Genomic DNA, 23527 nt, shown 5'->3' on the forward strand with positions numbered 1-23527 from the left:
TGTATTCTTCGGGGTTGTCGGTGGGTAACTGGGCATACGGTTTCATGGCTTTTTCGCGGGTCAGGATAAAGCTTGGTATTTTAACCTGTCAACGTTTATATAGTCAGCAACATTTAGGAAAGATGTCTAGTATATCGCAATACAGATAACGATGCGGCAACCAAGGTTTTCCCAAACAACCCTCCTCTATTCCCGCCAATTATACACGGTGCTTCGCTAAGGTTTTACTGACCAAGGCGATCAGTTCCGCGACATCGAAAGGCTTGGTCAGGTAGGCGAGAAACCCGGCCTGTAAACCTTCTTTGATGACGTTCGGCATAGCGGCGGCGCTGACTGCAATCACGGGGATAGCGGCGGTGGCGGGATTGGCTTTAAGCAGATGCAAAGCCTCCAAGCCACTCATGCCGGGTAAATTAATGTCCATCAAAATCAAATCTGGCCGATACTGACAGATTTGCGCCAAACCGCTTTCGGCATCCTCCCTAATCAGCAATTCCACATCAGGCAGCCTACGGAACACATGGCGCATGACATTGGTATTGATTACACAATCATCGATATAAATGACCCGGCCACTGATTTTTTCAGGGCAGCTTGGCGAAAACGCGCTTATCTGCACCACAGGTAAACTCTCGGCTACCTTTTCTCCTACAGCTATGGGCAAATCAACCCAGAAATGGCTACCGACACCTATCGTGCTGTTAAAATGGATACTGCCTTGCATCGCTTCAATCAGGCGCTTGCAGACAACCAAGCCAATGCCAGTCCCTTCGATACCCTTTTTTTCCGCCCCCAAACGTTGGAAGGGTTGGAATAAAGCCGCTTGATCCGCTGCCGCTATCCCTAAGCCAGAATCCACAACGGAAATACGCACAACATCGCCATCAATAACGCAAAATAAATTCACCGTACCGCCATCGCGGTTATATTTGATGGCGTTGGACAGCAAGTTCAACAAGACTTGCCGGAGCCGCGAAAAATCAGCCCGTACCGCGATGTCGCTGTAGCAACCTTGGCTAAGGGTAAGGCCGCGTTCCGCCGCAGTCGGCGACATCAGCGCGACGGTTTCGTCCAGCAACGGCGATAAGGTGAAAGTTTCCAAGCGCAGTTCAAATTGGTCACTTTCAATACGGGACAAGTCCAGAATCTCATTAATCAGGCCCAGCAACTGCTTGCCGCTGGTCATAATATGGCCAACGGCCATTTTTTGCTCTTCCGCCGCCGCCAATCCACCCATCGCCAAAAGCTGCGAAAAACCAAGAATGGTGTGGAGCGGGGTGCGCAGTTCATGGCTGACATTGGTCAGGAATTCAGATTTGGCACGGCTGGCAAATTCCGCCGCTTCCTTGGCTAACAACAGTTCCTGTTGGGCTTTTTTGCTGGCGGTAATGTCTTCGACCAGTGCCCACGACACTTTCCGCCCGGTGTGGTCATGCAAAATAAAGCCGTTGACCAGCACCGACACACGGCCGCCATCTTTGCGCACATATTCTTTCTCAAAAGGACCAAAACGCCCCGTCTGCGCCATCACTTCAACTTGCGCTATGTTGTCTGGCCGATATTCCTGGGCGGTTATGTCCAGATAATTCATGGTCAATAATTCATCGCGCGTATAGCCGGTCATGTCTTGCAACGCCGGGTTAACGTCAATAAACTGGCGGCTGGTAAAATCCGTATAGGCCATGCCCGTGGGGGAAAACTGGAATAGGGTGCTGAGCTTTTCTTCGTTGAGCTGTAACCTGGCTTCCATTTGCTTACGGCGGCGGATTTCACGTTGCAAATGGTAATTGAAGGCCAACAGGGCAAAAATAAAAAAAGCCAAAACGCCTGCCAAGGCTGCGGCGACATAAAGGTAACGGTAAAATCTGCTGATTTCTACGGTCGGGTTCGGGTCATAGACAAAACCGGACAAGGCATAATCCGGCTTGAGCAGGCCTAAACGTACATAGGTATCGGCAATGTTCCGCCAGCGTCCTGCGTTGCTATGGCCGAGCGGCACCAAAGTGGGCAAGAGCAAATCTTGCATCGCCTGATATTCAAAATATAAATGGCCGCCGGAATGTTTGGAGCCGACGTTTTTGATGACGGCAATGGTCTCATCAGGATGCGCCATCGCATAAGCCCAACCTTTGAGGCTGGCGCGTAAAAAGGCTTGCGCCCGTTCTGGATGCGTAGCGATTTCCTGTTCGCTAGTGAACAGGTTGTCACCGTAAAAATCAATCCCGTAATTGATTGGCTTAAGTTCGGTGATAGGGAAGCCCCGTTGTTGGAAATAATAGGGCTGTTCGGTGCTGTAAACGGCAATGGCGGCAAATTTGCCGACCATCAGGCCATCAAGGTCATTGGTCTGATCCAAAAAATCAAAATGCGCCAAAGAACCCGTTTCATTGAGTAACATGGCCAAGACCGCCGGAGTCTGGTTATTTTGTTTGACCATGATTTTTTTGCCCACCAACTGCTGAGGAGACATGATACCGGCCGATTTTGCCACCGCCAGAATATCGGGCGCGTGTTGGAAAATCACCGACAACAACACCACAGGTTTGCCTTGCTGCCTGTCAATCAGCAAACTGGGGGTGCCTGTGGCATAGTGCGCCCGGTTGCCGACCACTTCAGCGACATAGTCAACGCCAGGGCCACCTTCGCGCAGTTCAACAGCAAGCCCTTCATCACGGTAATAGCCTAAAGCTTGCGCCATGTAATAGCCGGCAAACTGATAGGAATGCTCCCATTTCAATTGCAAGACAACCGCATCCAACGCCCAGACAGGGTTGGCCACCGACCAGAAAAGGACAGCGCAAGCCCAGCGTCTTAGCGATATACCGCCGCGAATGCTTGTTTTCAGCATGAATGGCAAGCTATTCTTAAATTCACTCATGAGTCTTTGGCAATGGCAAGGAAAGACATATTATTATAAGTAGGTCTGCCGCTATTTTTTAATATTTTTGAGCAGGCACCGTTAAACCGCGTCGCACCCAAATGACCGGGATGTACGCCCATACTGACGGCCTGCTCATTTTTCGGATCCGCTTACAGCCTACGCCTGTTTTATCTATTGCACCGACATTCTGCAAACTTACGCTGTGCACCTGCACTCCCAGCCATTGACACTTGCCATAATGCCGTTACGTTAGGCACACGCCCTGCATTTGCCAGACCCGCCAGCGGTCCGGGGCGGCTTTGCACCCCAGTGGGGGCGGCCTATCAGGACGGGAATTACCGCTCTAACGATATGGGAAAGACTTAGCGCCCTTATTGCGTTAAAATAGGGGGTTAGTCTGTATCTGTTTACCTTAGCGGCGTTTATTTTCGTCAATCGTGTGTTTTTGAGGACATCTTATGCGTAAAAAACTTCTTACCTACACCGGGGGCGCGGTATTGCTCCTGACCCATTCCTTAAGCCAGGCGACCACTGACTTGCCGCCGACGGCGAAAGTGGAGATGGGAAAACCAGAAGAGGTCTGTTCAAACTTTACTGCACCCGAATGGCGCAAAGAACAGGTCATTGACGGCGTGACCATCCAAGCCTCCAATTTGTGTAACCCAGACAACCCGGCTGATATTGCCGCCTTTGTCAAAGGCACCAACAATATCTCTATGGACACCCTGATGGCGACCCAACTCGCCGCCGATGCGATTACGATGTCCGACGATATGGACGGCGACGGCGACCCGGACAAAATCATTATCAAGCTGGAAATCGTCGAGTTGAATGGCCGCTCCCCTGACGTGAAAAGCCCCATTACCACCTTCGACATCGCCCCCGGCATCCAGCCCACCTTTTGGGTTTATGCCCCTAAAACCCGCGATATGTCAACCTTAAGCCTCTACGAGCCGGAAGCCAACCCGCTGTTGCGGGTACCTTCCCCGGTCATCCGGGTCGAGCAGGACGATACCGTCTGGATAGTGCTGGAAAACACCCATTACCTGCCGCATTCCATCCATTTACACGGTATCGACCATCCGTTTATGGACCATTCGGGTAGCGGTAACGACGGCGTGGGGCAAACCAGCAATATGGACACCATGCCCGGTGAAACCAAGACTTATGTGATTAAGCCACGCCAACCCGGCACCATGTACTACCATTGCCATGTCCAACCACACACCCATATCCCTATGGGCTTGCAGGGTATTTTTATTGTTGAAGAAAACCGTCCGAATAACTGGGTGCAAACCCTGAATGTCGGCGCAGGGCAAGTGCGCCATCCGTCCGTTGCTGTGCTGGAAAAATACGCCCGCGAATATGACCTGCATTACCAATCGGCAGATAAGGAACTGCATGAAGTGGTCGCCCGTTCCGCGAACGACCCGCGCCTGATCGCCAAGCACATGAATATGGAATATGACATCACCGATGCCACCGACGATTATTTCATGCTCAATGGCCGCTCCTTCCCGTATACCCTGCGTGAATCGCTGATTGAGATGGAGCAGGACAAAAAAGTCAAATTGCGGGTCTTAAACGGCCATACCGAAGACTTGGCGCTGCATATCCACGGCCATAAACCGACCATCACCCATTATGACGGTGTCGACAACGGCCCTAGTTCTTACATCACGCGTGATGTCCACGGCATGACCCCCGCGCAACGTATCGACTTGGAACTGAGCGGTGTTGACGACGGCCTGCACAGCTTCGGCCAAGGCATCTGGATGTTCCATGACCATGTCGAAAAATCCTTTACCACTAACGGCAACGGTGAAGGCGGCGACATTAGCTTAGTCGTTTATAAAGATTTCTTAGATGAACGCGGCATCCCCAAAGCGCACGGCATGAGCTTGGAGCCGTATTTCACCAAAGGCTTTTGGCAACGCAACTACCCTATCTGGCAAGATTATGACGCGTGGCGCAGCTTAGGCCTACCCGACTTGAACGCCGATTATAAACCCGGCAAAGTGGCGGTGCAGAACGCTCCGGCTAAATCCAGCGCCGACGCGCCAGCCGAAACAAGTTCAGCGTTCGGCAAATTGCTGCAAGGCCTGCTCTTGGGTCTGTTAAGTTATGCGGCAGTGGTCAAACGGCAGGTGATCCAAGCGTATGCCATGCAACTACTGAAAAAAACCTCGGCCAAATAACGCTATTCTGGGGGCGCGGCCAACACGACCACGCCCCCAGAAGAAGGCCAGGGCGTTGTCCACAAAACGCATGTCTGTTATCTGATAAATACAGGCAGATCCAGAAAAACCAGCCTTACGCCCTCTGCCAATCTGCCTTGACACTTCCCTAAAGTACACTAGACTTGTTCACTGAGCCTGCGTTTTCGTCTCTTTGGGACGCGGTTGATTTGATTTGCCACACTAACGGAAGGATTGCCAATGAAAAGCCTAAACAGCCGCCAGGTTGCGGCAAACACCCTCAAGCTAGGGCTATTGCTCAGCCTATTATTGCCAGGTATCGCCCAAGCCGATGCCTTGGCCGACTGTTTCGATCCGCTAGCGGCACCGGTTTATCCGACCACCCCGAATGTACCCGCCGTTACCACCCAACCGGCAGCGGTACGCTTTTTAAATATGGCGACTTTCGGTGCGTCACCACAAGATGTTAACCATCTGAGCAAAATGACCTTTCAAGCTTGGGTAGACGAGCAATTGGCGATGAAAGCGTCTTGTCATTTGGCTACCCTCAACGAAACCCAAGACAATAACCAACGCGAAAACCGCATCGAAGTATGGTTCCGCCATGCGGTAACGGCTCCCGACCAATTACGCCAACGGGTCGCTTTCGCCCTTTCGGAAGTCTTCGTCGTATCCGATGTCGGCTCCGGTATCAGCACAAATGCCCTGGCCGTTTATTATGACATTCTGGTGCGCAACGCCTTCGGCAATTTCCGCGACATCCTCGAACAAGTGACCTTATCGCCCGCTATGGGCAAGTATTTGTCCACCCTGCATAACCAAAAAGCTGACCGTAAACTCGGCATCCGCGCCGACGAAAACTATGCGCGGGAAGTCATGCAGTTGTTCACTATCGGCCTGGTGCAATTGGACACGACCGGAACGCCAGTCTTACAAAATGGCATAACCGTACCGACGTATACCCAAACCGATGTCGAAAATTCCGCAAAAGTCCTGACTGGTTGGGGGCTGGCCGACTCGGTGTCGTTTTTTGACGGTATCGAATGGCGGCAAAGCATGGTATCTTTTGAAGGTTATCATGACCATAGCGCGAAAACCCTGCTGACCAATGTCGCCGTTCCGGCGGCGGGTAAAGCCCCGGCAGATTTAAAAATCCTGCTCGACACCCTATTTAACCACCCTAACGTCGGGCCGTTTATAGGCCGCCGCTTGATCCAACGCTTAGTCACCAGCAACCCTTCACCCGCCTATATCCAACGGGTCGCCGAGGCCTTTAACGATAACGGCGCGGGGGTCAGAGGCGATATGAAAGCGGTCATCAGTGCCGTATTACTGGACCCGGAAGCGGTGGGCGGCGCGAAAGTCAATCCCAAGTTCGGCAAATTGCGCGAACCGTTACTGGTTTTAACCCATTTATGGCGGGTCTTAGGCGGCAAAGCCCACGACGGGCGCTTGCCTTATTATTATCCCGAATCGTCTATCGGCCAAGCCCCCTTATCATCGGGCAGTGTCTTCAATTTCTTCCGCCCCGATTACGCCCCCAGCGGTAAAATTAATGACCAAGGCCTGTTCGCACCCGAATTTCAATTAGTCAACGATGCCAACAATACCCGTTTTTATAACGAGTTGTTCAGCCTGACCCACTGGCACTATGTCGGTTATCAATGGGCCGACCAGTCCAGTGTACTAATTAACATCAACAATCTCGCCAAACGTGCGCAAACCCCGTCCAACTTGGTCAATTATTTAAATCTGGTGTTTACCGGCAATAAATTGCCCGCTACGGTGACAACGCCGCTTATCGCCTATCTGCGTGACCTTAGTTTTAAAGATAATGCGGGTAACGGTGTCAACCGCTCTTTAGAAGCGTTGTATCTCGTTTTGAGCTCACCCAATTACCTTATCCAACGTTAAGCAAGGAATTACTATGTCTGCATCTAAAGATTGGTCACGCCGTCATTTTCTGCAAAGTGCGGCGGCAACGGCGGCAGGGTTAGCGAACCGGAACGCCGCGCTGGGATTGTTAGCGGGCGCACAGGCCGCCGCCACACAAGCCGCTACCGAAGATTACCGCGCCTTGGTGTGCATTTTTCTGGCGGGCGGCAATGACGGTTTTAACGTCTTGATACCGTCCGACACCACCCGTTACCAAACCTATAAAACGGCACGGGGCAATTTGGCGTTCAGCACCGACCAATTGCTGGCCTTAAATGCCTCAACCAGTAAAACTTATGCGGTTTCGACCAGTGCCCCAGGTTTCCAAGCGCTCTATAATAAAGGCCAGTTAGCTTTTTTAGCCAATGTCGGCACACTGTTAGAACCTACCAGCAAAAAAGCTTATCTGGCAGGCACTAACTTGCCGCCACAGCTTTACTCCCATAGCGACCAGTCCGACCAGGGTATGGCCAACGAATTGGATGCCTTGCAAAAACTGGGTTGGGGCGGGCGTATCGCCGATTTGCTTAGCCCCCTTAACGGCACCAGCACTTTACCGTTGGGTGTGTCGATTGGCGGCAATAATTTGTTTCAAATCGGCTCTACCGCCGTGCCGTATTATATGGGCACTTCTGGAGTCAGCAATTTTTATGTGACATCTAACGGCAACACCGACCCCCGCACCAGAGCCTTTAACAAAATGCTCGCCGCCTCGGTAGCGAACGGCGGTTTATTGGAACAAGAATTTGGCCAATCGGTGCAAAAAACCCTCGGCCTCAGCCAGACCCTGATTGCGGCACTGGCAAAAAGCTCGGTCGGATCAGGCATTTGGCCCGGCAGTTACTTAGCGCAACAATTGCAGATGGTCGCGCGGATGATTAGCGTCCGCAACACCTTCGGCGTCAAACGCCAGGTGTTTTATGTGGTACAGGGCGGTTATGATACTCATGATGACCAACCAAACCGCCATAATGCCTTAATCAACGATTTATCGGCGGCGGTGGCGGCCTTCCATAGCACAATGGATGAGTTTGGCATCGGCAACGGGGTAACAAGCTTTACCTTATCTGATTTTGGCCGCACCCTCACCTCTAATGGTGACGGCAGCGACCATGCTTGGGGTAATGTGCAGATGGTTGCAGGCGGTTCGGTGTTAGGCGGTAATGTCTACGGGACTTTCCCCAACCAAACGATTGATGGGCCGGACGATGCCAGTTATGGCCGCCTAATCCCGACCACATCCATCGACCAGTATGGGGCGACCTTAGCGCGGTGGTTTGGGGCTAACGACACCGACTTGGCGACCATTTTCCCGCACCTTAGCCGCTTTAACAGTGCGGATGTGGGCTTTATGAGTCTGGCCTAACAACCTAGTGGGAAAGCTTAGCCAAGGAAAGGGCTTGTAAAAGCGGGATCAGTAGAAATATTACAGAGCAGCTAGCCCCCAAACGTATTGCCGATGCAGGTTTGTTAATTTGGCAATGCGTGTCGTCTATATCGGGGCTAGCCTTGCGGGTTTAACGGTTAGGCCTAAACCACGTCGAGATTTTCGTCGTCATAAAGGCGGGTTTTTTTCCAGCCTAAAAACTTTTCGTCGCGAAATTCCAGGTCGTTATCAATGGCAAACTCATAACAGCTTCTGAACAGGCGGGCGGTGCGGAAGGCGTGCAGTTCGTCGTCGGCGGTGACGCGCTCGACATTACCGACTTGAAAGGTTTTGTTTCTGGCCTTGCCGTTGCAGACCCAGAAAACGGTGTAGCACAAATAGCTTTTGTCTTTGCGGTGGTCGAATTTGATGGTTCGGGATACGCCGGTCAAGCCGGTGGTGGTCTTGTTTTTCGGCGGTTTGAGGAAGCGGGTCTTACTGCCTTTTAAAACCACCAGCATTTGGTCGCGCCAAGTAATGGCGGCTTGTAGGGACTTATTGCGGTTGCCCCACAATTTATGCGAAAAATAACGGCTGCTCTCTTTACCACGCCTGACGATGCGGACTTGATACCCGAACACATCAGGTTCGGTGATATGTTTATTTTTTTCCATGGAAATGCCCTTCCCCAATTATAGTTATGTTTACGCACTTAGCGGCAAGGCTATGCCGCCTTTTGCGCATAGTTTTAAAAAATCGTTAACTTATCTGTAACGATACTGTAATAAATTATCGCTAAAGCCTGTACAAATGCAAGCAATAATTTCAACACTGGACAAATCTTGACTGATCTAGTGTAGAATAAGCCCCACGCCACTTTGACAGTGGCTAATCAAACCCAATAAAACTTTATTTTTCAAAAACTTGGAGATAAGCAATGAGCGTATTAGTTGGTAAGCAAGCCCCTGATTTTACCGTACCTGCCGTTTTAGGTGACGGTCAGATAGTTGATTCTTTCAGCTTTTCTGAAGCGACTAAAGGCAAATATGCCGTCGTATTTTTCTATCCGTTGGATTTTACTTTTGTTTGCCCTAGCGAGTTGATCGCCCTTGACCACCGCATGGAAGAGTTCACCAAGCGTGGTGTTGAAGTGATCGCGGTTTCTATCGACTCCCATTTCACCCACAACGCTTGGCGCAACACGCCGATTAACAAAGGCGGCATTGGCCCTGTGCGTTACACGATGGCGGCCGATTTGGCGCACAGCATTTGTAAAGCCTACGATGTGGAAGCCGCTGCCCCTGCGGTCGCTTACCGTGGCACGTTCCTGATCGACCAAAGCGGCCTGGTACGTTACCAAGTGGTTAACGACCTGCCATTAGGCCGTAATATGGACGAATTGTTGCGTATGGTTGACGCACTGCAATTCCATGAGGAGCATGGCGAAGTGTGCCCAGCGGGTTGGACTAAAGGTGATGCAGGTATGAACGCCAGCCCTGCCGGTGTGGCCGAATACCTGGATAAAAACGCTGACAAACTGTAAACAGCCAGCGCCACTAAACAAGGCGGGGTGCTTAAGCACCCCGCCTTTTTTTATGGTTGCGCCATTCCTACCGCTAAGGCACGACCCTAAAATACGCTCGGCAAATCTTATCATGAAGCTGGAGCGCGGGCATCTTGCCCGCAAGAGCGGGCAAGATGCCCGCGCTCCAAAACCCGTACCTTTTAGCGTTTGCCTGAAATTTCCTACCCCCCCTCCTAAGCTAAGCTCTTACTGGCAATTTCATAGACATCTTTAGAGATCGCTTCGGTAGACATAATCCGCTCCAGTTGCGCCGTCATCAGGGCTTGGCGGCCGGCATCGTAGCGCCGCCACGAGGTCAACGCACTGATCATGCGCGAAGCGACTTGCGGGTTTAAGGTATTAAGGGCAATGATTTGGTCGGCTAAAAATTGGTAGCCTTGGCCGTTGGCGGCGTGGAAATGCAGCGGGTTGGCTTGGCTAAACGCACCGATTAACGCGCGTATCCGGTTAGGCGTACCTAAATCAAAGGCCGGATGCGCCATCAACGCCTGTACCGTGGCGAAGGTATCAGGGGCGGGGCTAGCCGCTTGCAGGGCGAACCATTTGTCGATCACCAAGGCTTCATGTTGCCACTGTTGGTAAAACTCCGCCAAGCATTGCCGTCTGGCGTAATGCGGGTTATTGACCATCACCGTTAAGGCCGCCATTTGGTCGGTCATATTTTTGGCGGTTTTAAATTGCTGGTGCGCCCAGTTTTTTAGCGCCGGATCGTCTAAAGCGCACAAATAATTCAGGCAGGTGTTTTTAATGCGGCGGCGGCCTATCGCCCCGGCATCAAAGCACCCCGATTCGTCACGGTGGTTATTCAGGTACAAGGTCTGCAAGGCGTTTTGTAACTGTTCGGCAAGGGTAAGTTTGACAAACTCCCGCGCGGTATGGATGGCGACCACATCGATAACCGGCATTTGTTCGGCCAGATAGGTTTCCGACGGCAAGCTCAATAACAGGGAGAAATACGACAAATCCTCCCAAGGCTGTGCCAGAACCTGCCGGAAGGCCTCGATGATAATCGGGTCTAGCCGGAGTTCGCGGTTATTTTGGACATCGGCAATCAGGCCGGTAATGGCTTGGCCGATTAATTGCTGCCCGGCCTCCCAACGGTTAAAGGTGTCGCTGTCATGGCTTAACAGAAACGCCAATTCCGTCAGGCTACGTTCCATAACCAGCTTCACGGGTGCGGAAAAGCCCCTTAACACCGATACCGCCGGTTCGCTGCTCAGACCCGTAAAGACAAAATCCTGTGCCGCTTCGGTCAACGCTAAAATCACTTCCTCGGCACTGTCAGCGCTGCCCTGTAATTGGCAAGGGGCAATAGTGCCATCAGGATAAATCAGCCCCACCTTCACGGGGATATGCAGTGGCTCTTTAACGGCTTGCCCAGGGGTAGGCGGGCACTCTTGGCTGATGCTTAAAGTCAACGTCTGGGCTTGGCTGTCGTAGCGGCGGCTGACCGTCAATACCGGGGTGCCGGCTTGGCTGTACCAGCGGCGGAACTGCACCAAACCGACACCATTGGCCGCTTCCATCGCCTTGACAAAATCCTCACAAGTGACGGCTTGGCCGTCATGGCGGGCAAAATATAAATCGCTGCCTTTACGGAACCGCTCCGCACCCAGCAAGGTATGCAACATCCGCACAACTTCCGCACCTTTTTCATAAATGGTCACGGTGTAGAAGTTATTGATTTCAATATAAGCTTCAGGGCGGATCGGATGCGCCAAGGGGCCGGCATCTTCGGCAAATTGGCGGGTACGCAACATGGTGACATCTTCAATGCGTTTGACGGCTTTGGAGGTGCGGTCGCCCGTAAATTCTTGGTCGCGGAACACGGTAAAGCCTTCCTTAAGGCTAAGCTGGAACCAATCGCGGCAAGTGATGCGGTTACCTGTCCAGTTATGGAAATATTCGTGGGCAATCACCCCCTCGATATGCTCATAATCGGAATCGGTGGCGGTATCGGGGCGGGCCAGAACAAATTTGGTGTTAAAGACATTCAGGCCTTTATTCTCCATCGCGCCCATATTGAAATGGCTGACCGCGACAATCATATATAAATCCAGATCGTATTCGCAGCCATAAACCTCTTCATCCCAACGCATGGCATTTTGCAAAGACTGCATGGCATGGGCGCATTTATCGACATCCTGCGGTTCGACAAAAATCTGGAGGCTAATGTCGCGCCCCGATTGGGTAGTGAAATGATCTTCGATGCACTCCAGTTGCCCGGCCACCAGCGCGAACAGATAGCAAGGCTTGGTGAACGGATCTTCCCACGTCACCCAATGGCGGTTAGCTTCCAACTCGCCGTGGGCAATTTTGTTGCCGTTAGACAGCAACACCGGATAACGGCTTTTATCCCCGACTAGGGTGGTGGTAAAAGTCGCCATAACATCCGGGCGGTCGAGGAAATAAGTGATTTTACGGAAGCCTTCCGCCTCGCATTGGGTGCATAACATGCCGTTGGACAAATACAGCCCTTCCAGGGCGGTATTGATTTTCGGGTTGATGGTATTCTCAATCGTCAGCACAAACGGCTGCTGTTGCGGCACGTTGTAAATGGTCAGGCTATCTGCGGCCTGCACATAATCGGCCGCCACCAGTTCCTCGCCGTCATTGAGGATAATGCGTTGTAGCGTAAGGTTTTCCCCGGCCAACACTAAAGCCGCTGACATCGACAGGCTAGCCGGGTTGCGGCTGAGGGTCAGCCGTGCCGTCACTTCGGTGCGCTCTTCGTCTAAGACAAAATGTAGGGCAACCTTATGGATAAGATAATCGGGGACGGTGTAATCTTTTAAATAAGTCGTTTGAGGGCTGGCGTCGCGCATTAGTTGTACCTGCTGTGTTTCTTGGGAGCGGCGAAAGTGGGAGGGTTCTTATTGAAGGCGAATAGGGCAAGCAATAACCAGGCAAGCAGAAAACAAACCCCGCCAAAGGGTGCCACCATGCCCAGTACCTTTTCATCCGTTACCGCCAATAGATATAAGCTACCCGAAAATAGTAAAATGCCAACAAACATTAACCAACCTGCCCAAACTAAGCGCTTAGCGGTCGGAGTCTGTTGGTGGAGCAGACCAATGACCAGCAGGCCCAAGGCGTGCCACATTTGGTAAGTCACCCCTGTTTGGTAAACCGCTAGCAATTCGGGGCTAAGGATGGCCTTTAGGCCATGTGCGCCAAACGCCCCGAAACCGACCCCTAAAAAGGCGCACACGGCACCGAGCGCTAAAAATACGGAAGGCATTATCGTTCCTTTAGGCGCGGCATCAGCTGCACGAGGTTACAGGGGCGGGTGCGGTGGTCGAGTTGCTCTTTGATCAGGCTGTCCCAGGCCGTGCGGCACGCCCCGGCGGAACCGGGCAGGCAAAACACATAAATGCCGTTAGCCACCCCCGCAACCGCCCGCGATTGGATGGTGGAGGTTTTGATGTCTTGGTAAGACAGCATCCTAAAAGTTTCGCCAAACCCCTCCAAGACCTTATCCAACAACGGCAGCACCGCTTCAGGTGTGCCGTCACGCCCGGTCACGCCCGTACCGCCCGTACTGATGATGACGTTAACTGCCCCGTCAATCAGCCAATTGGCGACGGCGGCGCGGATATGGTAAATATTATCCGGCACTATTTTTTTGGCGACAATGCTATGACCCGCCAGCGTGGCCAGTTCCGCCAAGGTGCGGCCAGAAACGTCGTCGGCCTCGGTGCGCGTATCGGAAACCACCAAAATGGCGAGATTGAGGGGGATAAAGTGTTTTTCGGGGTGCATGGGTGTACCGCTAGTGGTTTAAGGGGTAGGCGACTCTGGCTGACACAATAAGCCGTTACAAATCCCTACTATACCAATAAGCCCCATAAGATTGTATCCTTAAATGACGGCACTTAACCCTAATCCGGCAAAACGCTGGCATTTGGGTTAAAAGACCACCGCATTGCACCCGACTCAAGCCTGCTTAACCCCGCTTTTAGGTGTAAAGCCCTAGCCGCCTTATACGGTCGGCTAAGGGCTTCCCATCGGTCAAATTGCCCGCTCGCTTATTAAGGTACTGTGTTACTGCAACACCACAAAAAAGCCTTCTTGCCCGCGTTGGATATTAATCAGCAAAGAGCCGTTAGCATTGACGACTTGCTTAAGTTCATCCAAGTTACGGATGCGGTAACGGTTGGCCGACACAATCACATCACCTGGCCGTAAGCCGACCCGCCAAATTTCGGAAGATTGGTCGATTTTTTCAATCAGCACCCCTTCTATTTGGTTTTTGTCGGTGGAACTTAAGATTGTGCCGCGTAATTTCCGGTGCAGCTTATCGCCCGCCAATTGCGGCCGCTCTGGCTTACCTATGGTGGCGGTGGTATGCTTTTTATCATTGCCATGATAATAATCGATATCGACATTATCGCCGATTTGCATCAGGCCGATAATATTGCGGATGTCGTGGCTGTCTTTAACAGGCCTGCTGTTGGCAGCGACGATAATATCACCCGGCTCCAGCCCGGCCTTTTCCGCAGGCGAGCCGCTTTCAATGCGGCTAATGACCGCGCCGTGCTTGTTTTCCAAATTAAAGGCATTGACCAATTCCGGGGTCAGGTCTTGGGTCGTCACCCCCAACAGCCCGCGCCGTATTTCGCCATGCTTAAGCAGCGATTCTTTAATTGCCATGACCATATTGGCTGGGATGGCGAAGCCGATGCCGACATTGCCGCCGTTAGGCGCAAGGATGGCAGTGTTCATTCCGACAAACTCGCCGCGCAAATTGACCAAGGCCCCGCCGGAATTGCCAGGGTTAATCGATGCGTCGGTTTGGATAAAATCTTCGTAACCCTCGATGCCCAAACCGGAGCGGCCTAAGGCGCTGACAATGCCCGACGTGACGGTTTGCCCTAAACCAAACGGGTTGCCGATAGCCACAACAAAATCACCGACCCTAAGATTGCCGGAATCGGCGATAGGCAATTGCGTCAGATGGTCGGCGGGGATGCGGATAATGGCCACATCCGCTTCCGGGTCGGTGCCGACCAGTTCGGCATTGAGTTGGCGGCCATCATTTAAGGTGACGCTGATTTTATCCGCTTTATCAATGACATGGTTATTGGTCAGTACCAAGCCTTGGGCACTGTCGATAATCACCCCTGAGCCTAAACTGTTTTTTTGTTCTTGTTGGCGGCGCGGCTGGCTGGGCAAATTATAAAAATGCCGGAAAAAGGGGTCTTGCAACAACGGGTTTTGGCTGACTTCGATATGGGTCGATGTGGAGATGTTGACCACGGCAGGCATACTGCGCTCCAGCATGGGAGCGAGCGACGGTAAGGCCTGACCTTCGGCAAACAGGGGTAAAGCGCAGTAGCTTGCTGAAGACAAGCCCAAATACAGCGGCACCAGGGCTAATAATAACAAACGTGATTTCATGGGATACAGTCCAGTGAGTTGTCAAAAAATTAAACAGACCTGATAGACAATATAGGTTTAAAAATGTTTAATACAAGGGGCAAGAAGGCTAGGTTTTTAGGCGGACGGCCTGCCAAGGCAACAATCAGGTAAAGGCGCGTGATAACATCCGCCCTTTAAGTACGGCGTTTAGCCCTAAAACAGGGCAGCTTCGCCAACAGCTAAAACACGTATTCCAAGCCTGTTTTTGCATTGCCAAGTACCTGCCGCCCCAAACCGAGGCCTAAGTTCCGCTCCCTGCATGGTCCGGCCAAATACCCCTTCTGCCCCCGCGCTTAAGAAAATGTTTTGGCATTTTCTTAAGCGATACTCATAATATTGCCATTGCCGTCGCCTAAGTGGCGGCGGCAGCCATTTAAAACCCCCTGAGGCAATCGACATGACCACCGTAGCAGACCCCATTATTGGCAGTTGGTACAAAGACCTGGAAAACAACCTTACCTTTAAGGTCGTCAACATTGAAGAGAATGACGACTCCATTACAGTACAATATCTTAACGGCGATATAGGCGAATATGATCATGATAGCTGGTATAACTCAACCTTCGATTACATCGAAGACCCGGAGGACTGGAGCGCCCCGTTCGACGATATTGAAACCGATGACCTGGGCTACTCGGATACCGATAGGCATGAGCCCAACCCCGAAGACATGGACATCGACGACTATCTGGATTAATGGGGAAACGACCAAATGAAAATGCTTCCACAGGAATTCCTGGACTGGCAATCGAAGCGCATCACCTTATTGGCGATGTCCGGTGCAGGCAAAACCACGCTAGCCAATAAACTGCCCAAAACCAAATGGTTCCATTATTCCGGCGACTACCGGATCGGCACCAAATATTTGGAAGAACCCATTCTTGACAATATCAAACGCCACGCCATGAGCGTGCCGTTCCTGCGGGATTTGCTGCGCTCCGACTCCATTTACATGAGCAGCAAAATCACCGTCGATAACTTGGCGGCGGTATCGAGTTTTTTAGGTAAGCTCGGTAACCCCGCGCTGGGCGGCCTGTCCTTGGCGGAATTTAAGCGCCGCCAAAAACTTCACCATCAGGCGGAACTTGCCGCCATGAACGATGTCCCGGAGTTTATCCACAAAGCTGAGGACATTTACGGCTATAAACATTTTATCAACGATGCCGGCGGCAGCGTTTGCGAATTGGATAGCCCTGAAGTGCTGGAGACCTTGGCGCAACACACCTTGATCATTTATATCAAGATTCCTGACAGCCTTGAGCAAACCATTATCGAACGCGCCAAATCTGACCCGAAGCCTTTGTATTATCGGGAAGCCTTTCTGGACGAAAAACTGACGGACTTTATGGCCTTCAAAGGCTATGGCAGCCCTAACGACATACCGCCGGATGAATTTGTCTCGTGGGTATTCCCTGAACTGTTCAAATCCAGATTGCCGCGTTACGAGGCCATTGCGGCCCAATACGGCTATACCGTCAATGCCGATGAAATCGCCACCGTAAAAACCGAAGACGATTTTATCCGGCTGGTTGCCGATGCCATTGCCAGACAGCAATAATGAATAACGAGTACCGCTTACATGCCCTTAGTTGCCCACACTGATCTACCCACTTTCCAACGGCTGCGCGAAGAAGGCGAAGAAGTCGTTGATGCTGAACGCGCCAAACATCAGGATATCCGCGAAATGCACATCGGTTTGCTCAATATGATGCCCGATGCCGCGTTAGAGGCGACCGAGCGGCAGTTTTTCCGGTTGGTGGGGGCGTGTAACCAAATCGTCCAATTCCACATCCACCCTTTTACCATCGACGGTCTTAAACGCAGTGCCGAAGCCCAAGCCCATATCGACAAATATTATGAGCCGTTTGCCAAAATCCGCGCCGACGGCTTAGATGCCTTAATTATCAGCGGCGCGAATGTTACCCGGGAAAGCTTGCCGGAAGAGGAATTTTGGCTACCCCTCACCGAAGTCTTTTCGTGGGCACGGGAAAATGTCGCCTCGGTGCTATGTTCGTGCTTGGCGACCCATGCCGTCATCCAATACCGCTACGGCATTGCCAGAACCCGCTTGCCCGCCAAACGTTGGGGCGTGTTCCCGCATAAGGTGATTGACCGCAGCCACCCGCTGGTCGCGGAAATCAACACCCGTTTTGATGTGCCGCATTCGCGCTATAATGAAATTTTCCAAAGCGACATGGAGCGGCACGGCCTGAAAATTCTGGCTGCCAGCGCCACTGCCGGAGTCCATCTGGCGGTTAGCGAAGACGGCTTCCGCACCGTCTTTTTCCAAGGCCATCCCGAATATGACGATATTAGCTTATTAAAAGAATACAAACGCGAGGTCATGCGCTTTTTCCGCGCCGAGACCGATGAGTACCCGCCGTTTCCGGAAAACTACTTTAACGCCGAGGCACAAGCCCTATTTCACGGCTACGAACGGCACGTCCGCACCGTGCGGATTACTGGGCAGGCTTTGGCGGCGTTTCCTGAGCAAGCCGTCTTGGCGCATTTGGACAATACATGGCGTGACACCGCCAAAGCGGTGTTTAATAACTGGCTGGGCAAAGTTTACCAACTCACCAACCAAGACCGGCGTTTGCCGTTTATGGCCGGGGTTGATCCGAATAATCCGCTGGGCTTATGATTCGACGGGCACTTGCCAATCGCCACAATTAAACCTCTAAGTCACGCTGTAGCACATCCTAAACGCTTAGGCTGATGGTTTGGCAGGGCTAAATATAGGCCATGGCAGGCAAGCCTTTCCGGCTTTTTATGCCTGAACCGTAGATAAAAAAATGCAGACGCGGACTTATTTTCTGCCTTTTACTTAACCGTACGCCATTAAATTCGCTTATAAAGTTTGCATTAACCTTAAGATGTGCTAAATTTTTCCGCACGGCATGATAACATTGGCTATATAAAATGTCGGTAAAGGGCATCCTGATGTCGCCAGTTTATCCAGACTTTAAAGAGCGTCACCTTTTTGTCATATAAAGCGGCTACAATAACATGATGCCCTAATGGCCGAAAATAAGCCATCTACCACAAGAACACCTTGGTTTACAAAGCTTTTATTCGGCGGAGAGGGTGTGTCATCTGCCAATAATGGCCTTTACATAATGGATGTCAGACCCGATATCCTCTATAATCAGCCGACGGCCTGTCTAAAAAGACGGATCAGCAAAAATCAGAGGCTCCAACAGGTTAAGGATTTCTGACCATCGCGAAAGGCTTTTAGCCTGTTCCAAGCGCTTAAAGGTCTTGTAAGCCTTACGTCTCTTCCCTATGTTATCGGCCTGACTTGCCTATGCTGCATTTTCCGGTTAGGCACAGGGGTAAGCCTTAACCGGCACTTTTATCCCCTGCCCATTCCTTTGGCGGCGCTCTCCCTTTGCAACACTTGGCCGCTCCGATTCTGCCGCGCCTGCACCGGCCTTAAGCCAATCACTATTAGCCAACCTTACATCCGCAATGACAACTTATCCTGATAAGCCATTAAGAACCCCACTGCTGGTCACGATTTCCGTCTGGCAGGCACTGTTTCTACGCGAAGCGAACACCCGCTTGTCTTCGGGGCGTGGCTCGACGGTATGGTTATTGGGGGAACCCATTCTCCATACCGTCATCATGTTGCTGTTATTTACCTTCCTGCGTGTCAAAGTGGTAGGAGGCATTGACGTGCTGGCGTGGCTAATTATTGGCCTGACCTTCTTTAAAGTATTTAAAAATCCGGGTACGCAAGGACAAAATGCTATCAGCGCCAATAAGGTTCTGTTTACCTACCGCCAAGTCAAACCCGTGGATACGGTATTGGTGCGGGTTTTTCTGGAAGGTTTTTTGGTCTTGCTGGTAATCCTTATTATTGCCAGCGCCGCCATTGGTTTATTCAATGTCGCCTTGTGGCCTGATGATATGGGAATGGTGGTCTTGGCATTTTTTGGGCTTTGGCTGATGGGCTTAGGCTACGCACTGATCACTTCGGTCGCCATCGATCTGATACCTGAACTAGGGAAAATCTTTAATATCATGATGACCCCCTTGTATATGGGGTCAGGTGCGATTATCCCGCTCTCTGGCATTTCCGAGCCCTACCGTAGCTGGCTCATGTATAACCCTATGGCGCATGGCCTAGAAGTGGCGCGGGCCGGCGTATCCTCATCTTATCATGTGATACTTGGCACTAATATTGCTTATCTTTACGAATGTGCCCTAGTGGCGATTTTTTTTGGCTTGGCCTTACATCTCCGTTTCCAAACTAAACTGTTGACCCAATGATTATTGTCGATAATATTTATAAGCGTTACCAATCTAGCCATGGCCCGGGCAAATGGGTTTTGGAAGATGTCTCCTTTGTAATCCCGCGTAATGTCAGTGTCGCGCTGATAGGGCGTAATGGCGCAGGAAAATCGACCTTACTGCGTCTGGTCGGCGGTGTCGATAAACCTAACCGCGGGACGGTCGAGCACCGTTGCCGGGTATCTTGGCCTATGGGGTTTGGCGGAGGCTTACAGCCTTCGCTGACTGGCCGGCAAAACGCCAAATTTATCTGCCGTATCCATGGCCATGAAGACGATATACCTGACCGCATAGCGTATATTCAAGATTTTGCCGAAATTGGCGACTCCTTTGATGAGCCGGTCAGAACGTATTCCGCCGGCATGAAATCCCGCTTACAATTCGGGCTATCGTTAGCGTTTGACTTTGATGTCTATATTTCCGACGAAGTGACTTCAACAGGTGATGCCAGTTTTAAAAAAAAGGCTAACGCGGCGTTCAAAGACTTGGTCGGCAGATCTAGCTTAATTATGGCGTCCCATGGGGAGGGAACGCTAAAAGACTTTTGTTCAGCAGGTATATGGCTGAACAAAGGCCACGCCCACTGGTTCGACAATGTGGACGATGCCCTAAAAGCCTACAAGGACAGCCTTAAATTATGAAAAAGACCCACAAAACCGGCCCGCTGGCCGCGCTCAAAAAACATCCGGTGCTGGCCACCGCCGTGGCGGGGGCCGTGCTGGCCGGGGGGTACTGGGGCTTTTACGCCTCCGACCTGTACATCTCCCAGGCGCACGTCATCATCCGCAGCACCGAGATCAGCAGCGGCCAGAGCTTCGACCTGGGCAGCCTGCTCGGGGCGGCCAACAGCGCCGACCGCGCCGACCAGCTGCTGCTGCGCGACTACCTGCTGTCCGTCGACATGCTGAAAAAGCTCGACGCGCGGCTGCACCTGCGCGAACACTACAGCGCCCCGGAGCACGACTGGTTCTCGCGGCTCGGCACCCGCTTTAACGACACCCTGGAGATCGAGGAGTTCTACGACTACTACCTCGGCCGCGTCAGCGTCGAGTTCGACGACTTCGCCGGGGTGCTGGTCATCCAGGCGCAGGGCTACGACCCGCAGACCGCCCAGGCCATCACCGCCGCCCTGGTCGACGACGGCGAACGCTTCATGAACGAGCTCGCCCACAACCTCGCCCGCGAACAGGTCAGCTTCCTCAGCAAACAGGTCGCCGACATCGGCCAGGCCACCCTCAAGTCCCGCCAGGCCCTGCTCGACTACCAGAACAGACACGGCCTGGTGTCGCCCCAGGCCTCCACCGAAAACCGCGCCGGCATCGTCAACGCCCTGGAAAGCCAGCTCGCCACCTTCCAGACCACCCGCTCCGCCATGCTCGGCTACCTGATGCCCAACGCCGCCAACATCGTCGAGCTCAACCTCCAGATCGCCGCCCTGGAAAGGCAGATCGCCGCCGAAAAGGCCAAGCTCGCCGCCCCCGAAGGCAAGCCCCTGAACAGCACCGTCGAAGAATACCAGCGCCTGGAAATGCTCGCGTCCTTCAACCAGGACATCTACAAGACCGCCCTGACCGCCCTCGAACAGGGGCGCTTCGAGGCCTCCAGGACACTGAAAAAAATGTCCGTCCTGCAACCGCCGACCCTGCCCGAATACCCGTTGGAGCCGCGCCGGATCTACAACAGCGCCGTCTCCGTCCTGATGATCCTGCTCGCCGCCGGCATCGTGCACCTGCTCGCCGCCATCATCCGCGACCACAAGGACTGAACCCATGAACCGCCCGACCCGCACCGCCATGAACCGAACCGCCGTACTGACCCTGCTGCTCGCCAGCCTGCCCGCCGCCGCCGCGCCCGCCGACATCCTCCAGACCCTCGGCCTGCTGCCGCCGTCCGGCAGCGCCGCCAAAGCCACCGGCACCCCCCTGCCGACCCCCGGCGCCGCCGCCGCCGTGCCGCCCGGCCTCGCCCTGCCCGGCCAGTCCGCCCTGGGCGGGCAGGCCGCCGCCGTGCCCATGAACACCCCCACGCCGCCGCAGCAGTACGACTACACCGCCAACCTCGCCAGCGACGTGTTCGGCGCCAACCTGTTCACCGGCTCCTTCACCCGCGAAGGCGCGACCCAATTCAACCCCGACTACGCCGTCGCCGTCGGCGACAACATCCAAGTGCGCTTCTGGGGCGCCTTCGACTACGACGCGCCGCTCACCGTCGACCCCCAAGGCAACATCTTCGTGCCGCACGTCGGCCCCGTGCGCGTCCTCGGCGTGCGCAACCAAGACCTGCAGGGCCTGGTTGAGGCCGCCGTGCGCCGCACCTACCGCGCCAACGTCTACAGCTACGCCAGCCTCGCCGCCGCCCAACCCGTGCGCGTCTTCGTCGGCGGCTTCGTCAACCGCCCCGGCCTCTACAGCGGCACCAGCATGGACAGCCTGCTCAGCTACCTCGACCAGGCCGGCGGCATCGACCTGCTGCGCGGCTCCTTTTTGAGCGTCCAGGTCAAACGCGGCAGCGGCACCCGCGCCACCCTCAACCTCTACGACTTCATTCTCGACGGCCGCCTGCCGCTCATCCAACTGGCCAGCGGCGACGTCATCTTCGTCGCCCCCAAACAGCGGAGCGTCCAAGTCGTCGGCCTGGTCGCCAACGCCAAACGCTTCGAATTCGCCGGCGACGGCATCAGCCTCGCCGAGCTCGCCCGGCTCGCCAAACCCCAGGCCAGCGCCACCCACGTCCGCGTCACCCGCAACACCGGCACCACCCTCAACGTCGACTACTACCCGCTGGCCGAAGCCCGCAGCGTCCACGTCCACAGCGGCGACAGCGTCGAATACACCGCCGACAAAAAGACCGGCACCATCACCGTGCGCGTCGAAGGCGAACACCTCAGCCCGCAGGAATACGTCGTGCCCTACGGCACCCGGCTGGGCGCGCTCATGGCGAAAATCCGCTACACCGACCGCGCCGACACCAAAAGCCTGCAACTGTTCCGGCCCAGCGTCGCCGCCCGCCAACAGGAACAGCTGAACATCACCCTCAAACACCTGGAGACCAGCGTGCTGACCGCCCGCTCCGGCACCGCCGAAGAGGCCCAGCTGCGCACCGAAGAGGCCGCCCTGATGCTGCAATGGATAGACCGCGCCAAAAGCATCCAGCCCAGCGGCCAAGTCCTGCTGAGCCGGGGCGACCACCTCGACCAGTTCCTGCTCGAAAGCGGCGACGTGCTGCGCGTGCCGACCCTCGACAACCTCGTCATGGTCAGCGGCGAAGTCATGTTCCCGAACACCGTCGCCATCGCCGCCGACAAAGGCATCGGCGACTACGTCGCCAGCGCCGGGGGCTACTCGCAAAAGGCCGACACCTCGCGGATCATCATCGCCCACCGGGACGGCAGCTTCGAAAACACCGAGGACACCGACGGCTGGTTCAGCAGCCCCGAAATCCACCCCGGCGACGAGATCATGGTGCTGCCCGCCGTCGACCCCAAATACCGCCAGCTCTTCAAAGAGGTGGCCACCATGATTTACCAGATGGGCTTGGGCGCACGGGTATTCCTGAAATAGCGTGGCGGATTGCCTAACGGGCGGATAAAAACGGGTGCTGCTACACAAATGCCCTGTCCAACGTGTCCACAGTATCGCCAATAATGTGCGGGCCTTCGTCGCGGATAGGCTTAGGACGGTTAATCCGCTCATGGTTCGACGACCATCGGAAGTCCCAGCGGGACAGGGCTCTCCTGAGCTTGTCGAAAGGCTCGCCACGAACGGATTAACCGAAAATTTGACCATTCAGAGTATAGGTTGCGGCTTGCTGGCTTGTTTGTGCAAAAACAGGCGCTTTTTGGGTAA

17 protein-coding genes are annotated in these 23527 nt (G+C 53.6%); 11 read left to right on the plus strand and 6 right to left on the minus strand.

Annotation, left to right across the window (positions count from 1 at the left end; all coding sequences use genetic code 11):
- Positions 1–199 precede the first annotated feature (199 nt).
- Positions 200–2878, minus strand: coding sequence for an ABC transporter substrate-binding protein (locus tag AADEFJLK_RS10905; RefSeq protein ID WP_103974278.1), 2679 nt, complete (start codon positions 2876–2878; stop codon positions 200–202).
- 461 nt (positions 2879–3339) lie between these two features.
- Here AADEFJLK_RS10905 and AADEFJLK_RS10910 point away from each other — a divergent pair, with 461 nt between their 5' ends.
- The 3 genes from AADEFJLK_RS10910 to AADEFJLK_RS10920 all read left to right on the plus strand — a co-directional run bounded on the left by AADEFJLK_RS10910 (position 3340) and on the right by AADEFJLK_RS10920 (position 8380).
- Positions 3340–5079: a multicopper oxidase domain-containing protein gene (locus AADEFJLK_RS10910; protein WP_088619671.1), complete on the plus strand. Its 1740-nt coding sequence runs from the start codon at positions 3340–3342 to the stop codon at positions 5077–5079.
- A 240-nt stretch (positions 5080–5319) separates the two neighbouring features.
- Complete coding sequence (locus AADEFJLK_RS10915) at positions 5320–6993, plus strand: DUF1800 domain-containing protein (protein WP_088619672.1); 1674 nt, start codon at positions 5320–5322, stop codon at positions 6991–6993.
- A gap of 13 nt (positions 6994–7006) precedes the next feature.
- On the plus strand, positions 7007–8380 hold the full coding sequence (locus AADEFJLK_RS10920) for a DUF1501 domain-containing protein (RefSeq protein ID WP_088619673.1): 1374 nt from the start codon (positions 7007–7009) through the stop codon (positions 8378–8380).
- A 164-nt stretch (positions 8381–8544) separates the two neighbouring features.
- Here AADEFJLK_RS10920 and AADEFJLK_RS10925 read toward each other — a convergent pair whose 3' ends face one another.
- Positions 8545–9054 (minus strand): hypothetical protein, encoded by a 510-nt coding sequence (locus tag AADEFJLK_RS10925; protein ID WP_088619674.1) that lies wholly within the window; start codon positions 9052–9054, stop codon positions 8545–8547.
- 263 nt (positions 9055–9317) lie between these two features.
- Here AADEFJLK_RS10925 and AADEFJLK_RS10930 point away from each other — a divergent pair, with 263 nt between their 5' ends.
- On the plus strand, positions 9318–9923 hold the full coding sequence (locus AADEFJLK_RS10930) for a peroxiredoxin (RefSeq protein WP_088619675.1): 606 nt from the start codon (positions 9318–9320) through the stop codon (positions 9921–9923).
- Between the two features lie 215 nt (positions 9924–10138).
- On the opposite strand, the gene pepN is transcribed toward AADEFJLK_RS10930, so the two are convergent.
- From pepN to AADEFJLK_RS10950, 4 genes are all read right to left on the minus strand, one after another.
- Positions 10139–12790, minus strand: a complete 2652-nt coding sequence (gene pepN, locus AADEFJLK_RS10935; RefSeq protein ID WP_103974279.1) for an aminopeptidase N — start codon at positions 12788–12790, stop codon at positions 10139–10141.
- Positions 12790–13206 (minus strand): DUF423 domain-containing protein, encoded by a 417-nt coding sequence (locus AADEFJLK_RS10940; protein ID WP_103974280.1) that lies wholly within the window; start codon positions 13204–13206, stop codon positions 12790–12792. The genes pepN and AADEFJLK_RS10940 overlap by 1 nt, the downstream gene beginning before the upstream one ends.
- Positions 13206–13727: a molybdenum cofactor biosynthesis protein B gene (gene moaB, locus AADEFJLK_RS10945; protein WP_103974281.1), complete on the minus strand. Its 522-nt coding sequence runs from the start codon at positions 13725–13727 to the stop codon at positions 13206–13208. Before moaB ends, AADEFJLK_RS10940 begins: the two co-directional genes overlap by 1 nt.
- 282 nt (positions 13728–14009) lie before the next feature.
- A complete protein-coding gene (locus AADEFJLK_RS10950) occupies positions 14010–15365 on the minus strand; it encodes a DegQ family serine endoprotease (protein ID WP_103974282.1) in 1356 nt (451 codons plus the stop codon).
- A gap of 418 nt (positions 15366–15783) precedes the next feature.
- On the opposite strand from AADEFJLK_RS10950, the gene AADEFJLK_RS10955 reads away from it, so the two are divergent.
- The 7 genes from AADEFJLK_RS10955 (at position 15784) to AADEFJLK_RS10995 (ending at position 23242) form a co-directional block, all read left to right on the plus strand.
- On the plus strand, positions 15784–16083 hold the full coding sequence (locus AADEFJLK_RS10955; RefSeq protein ID WP_088619681.1) for a DUF6763 family protein: 300 nt from the start codon (positions 15784–15786) through the stop codon (positions 16081–16083).
- A gap of 15 nt (positions 16084–16098) precedes the next feature.
- Complete coding sequence (locus tag AADEFJLK_RS10960; protein WP_088619682.1) at positions 16099–16944, plus strand: P-loop NTPase family protein; 846 nt, start codon at positions 16099–16101, stop codon at positions 16942–16944.
- 21 nt (positions 16945–16965) lie between these two features.
- Positions 16966–18030, plus strand: a complete 1065-nt coding sequence (gene metA / locus AADEFJLK_RS10965; RefSeq protein WP_088619683.1) for a homoserine O-succinyltransferase MetA — start codon at positions 16966–16968, stop codon at positions 18028–18030.
- Positions 18031–18857: 827 nt separating this feature from the next.
- Entirely contained in the window at positions 18858–19661 is an 804-nt protein-coding gene (locus tag AADEFJLK_RS10980) for an ABC transporter permease (RefSeq protein WP_232463631.1), read from the plus strand.
- Entirely contained in the window at positions 19658–20323 is a 666-nt protein-coding gene (locus AADEFJLK_RS10985; protein ID WP_103974284.1) for an ABC transporter ATP-binding protein, read from the plus strand. The genes AADEFJLK_RS10980 and AADEFJLK_RS10985 overlap by 4 nt, the downstream gene beginning before the upstream one ends.
- The gene (locus AADEFJLK_RS10990; RefSeq protein ID WP_103974285.1) at positions 20320–21447 is read left to right on the plus strand and encodes a KpsE/RkpR family capsule polysaccharide export protein; all 1128 of its coding nucleotides are present in this window, start codon (positions 20320–20322) and stop codon (positions 21445–21447) included. The genes AADEFJLK_RS10985 and AADEFJLK_RS10990 overlap by 4 nt, the downstream gene beginning before the upstream one ends.
- Before the next feature lie 4 nt (positions 21448–21451).
- Positions 21452–23242, plus strand: coding sequence for a polysaccharide biosynthesis/export family protein (locus AADEFJLK_RS10995; protein WP_249028019.1), 1791 nt, complete (start codon positions 21452–21454; stop codon positions 23240–23242).
- The last annotated feature ends 285 nt before the right edge of the window (positions 23243–23527 follow it).

The sequence above is a fragment of the Methylovulum psychrotolerans genome (assembly GCF_002923755.1).
GTDB lineage: Bacteria > Pseudomonadota > Gammaproteobacteria > Methylococcales > Methylomonadaceae > Methylovulum > Methylovulum psychrotolerans.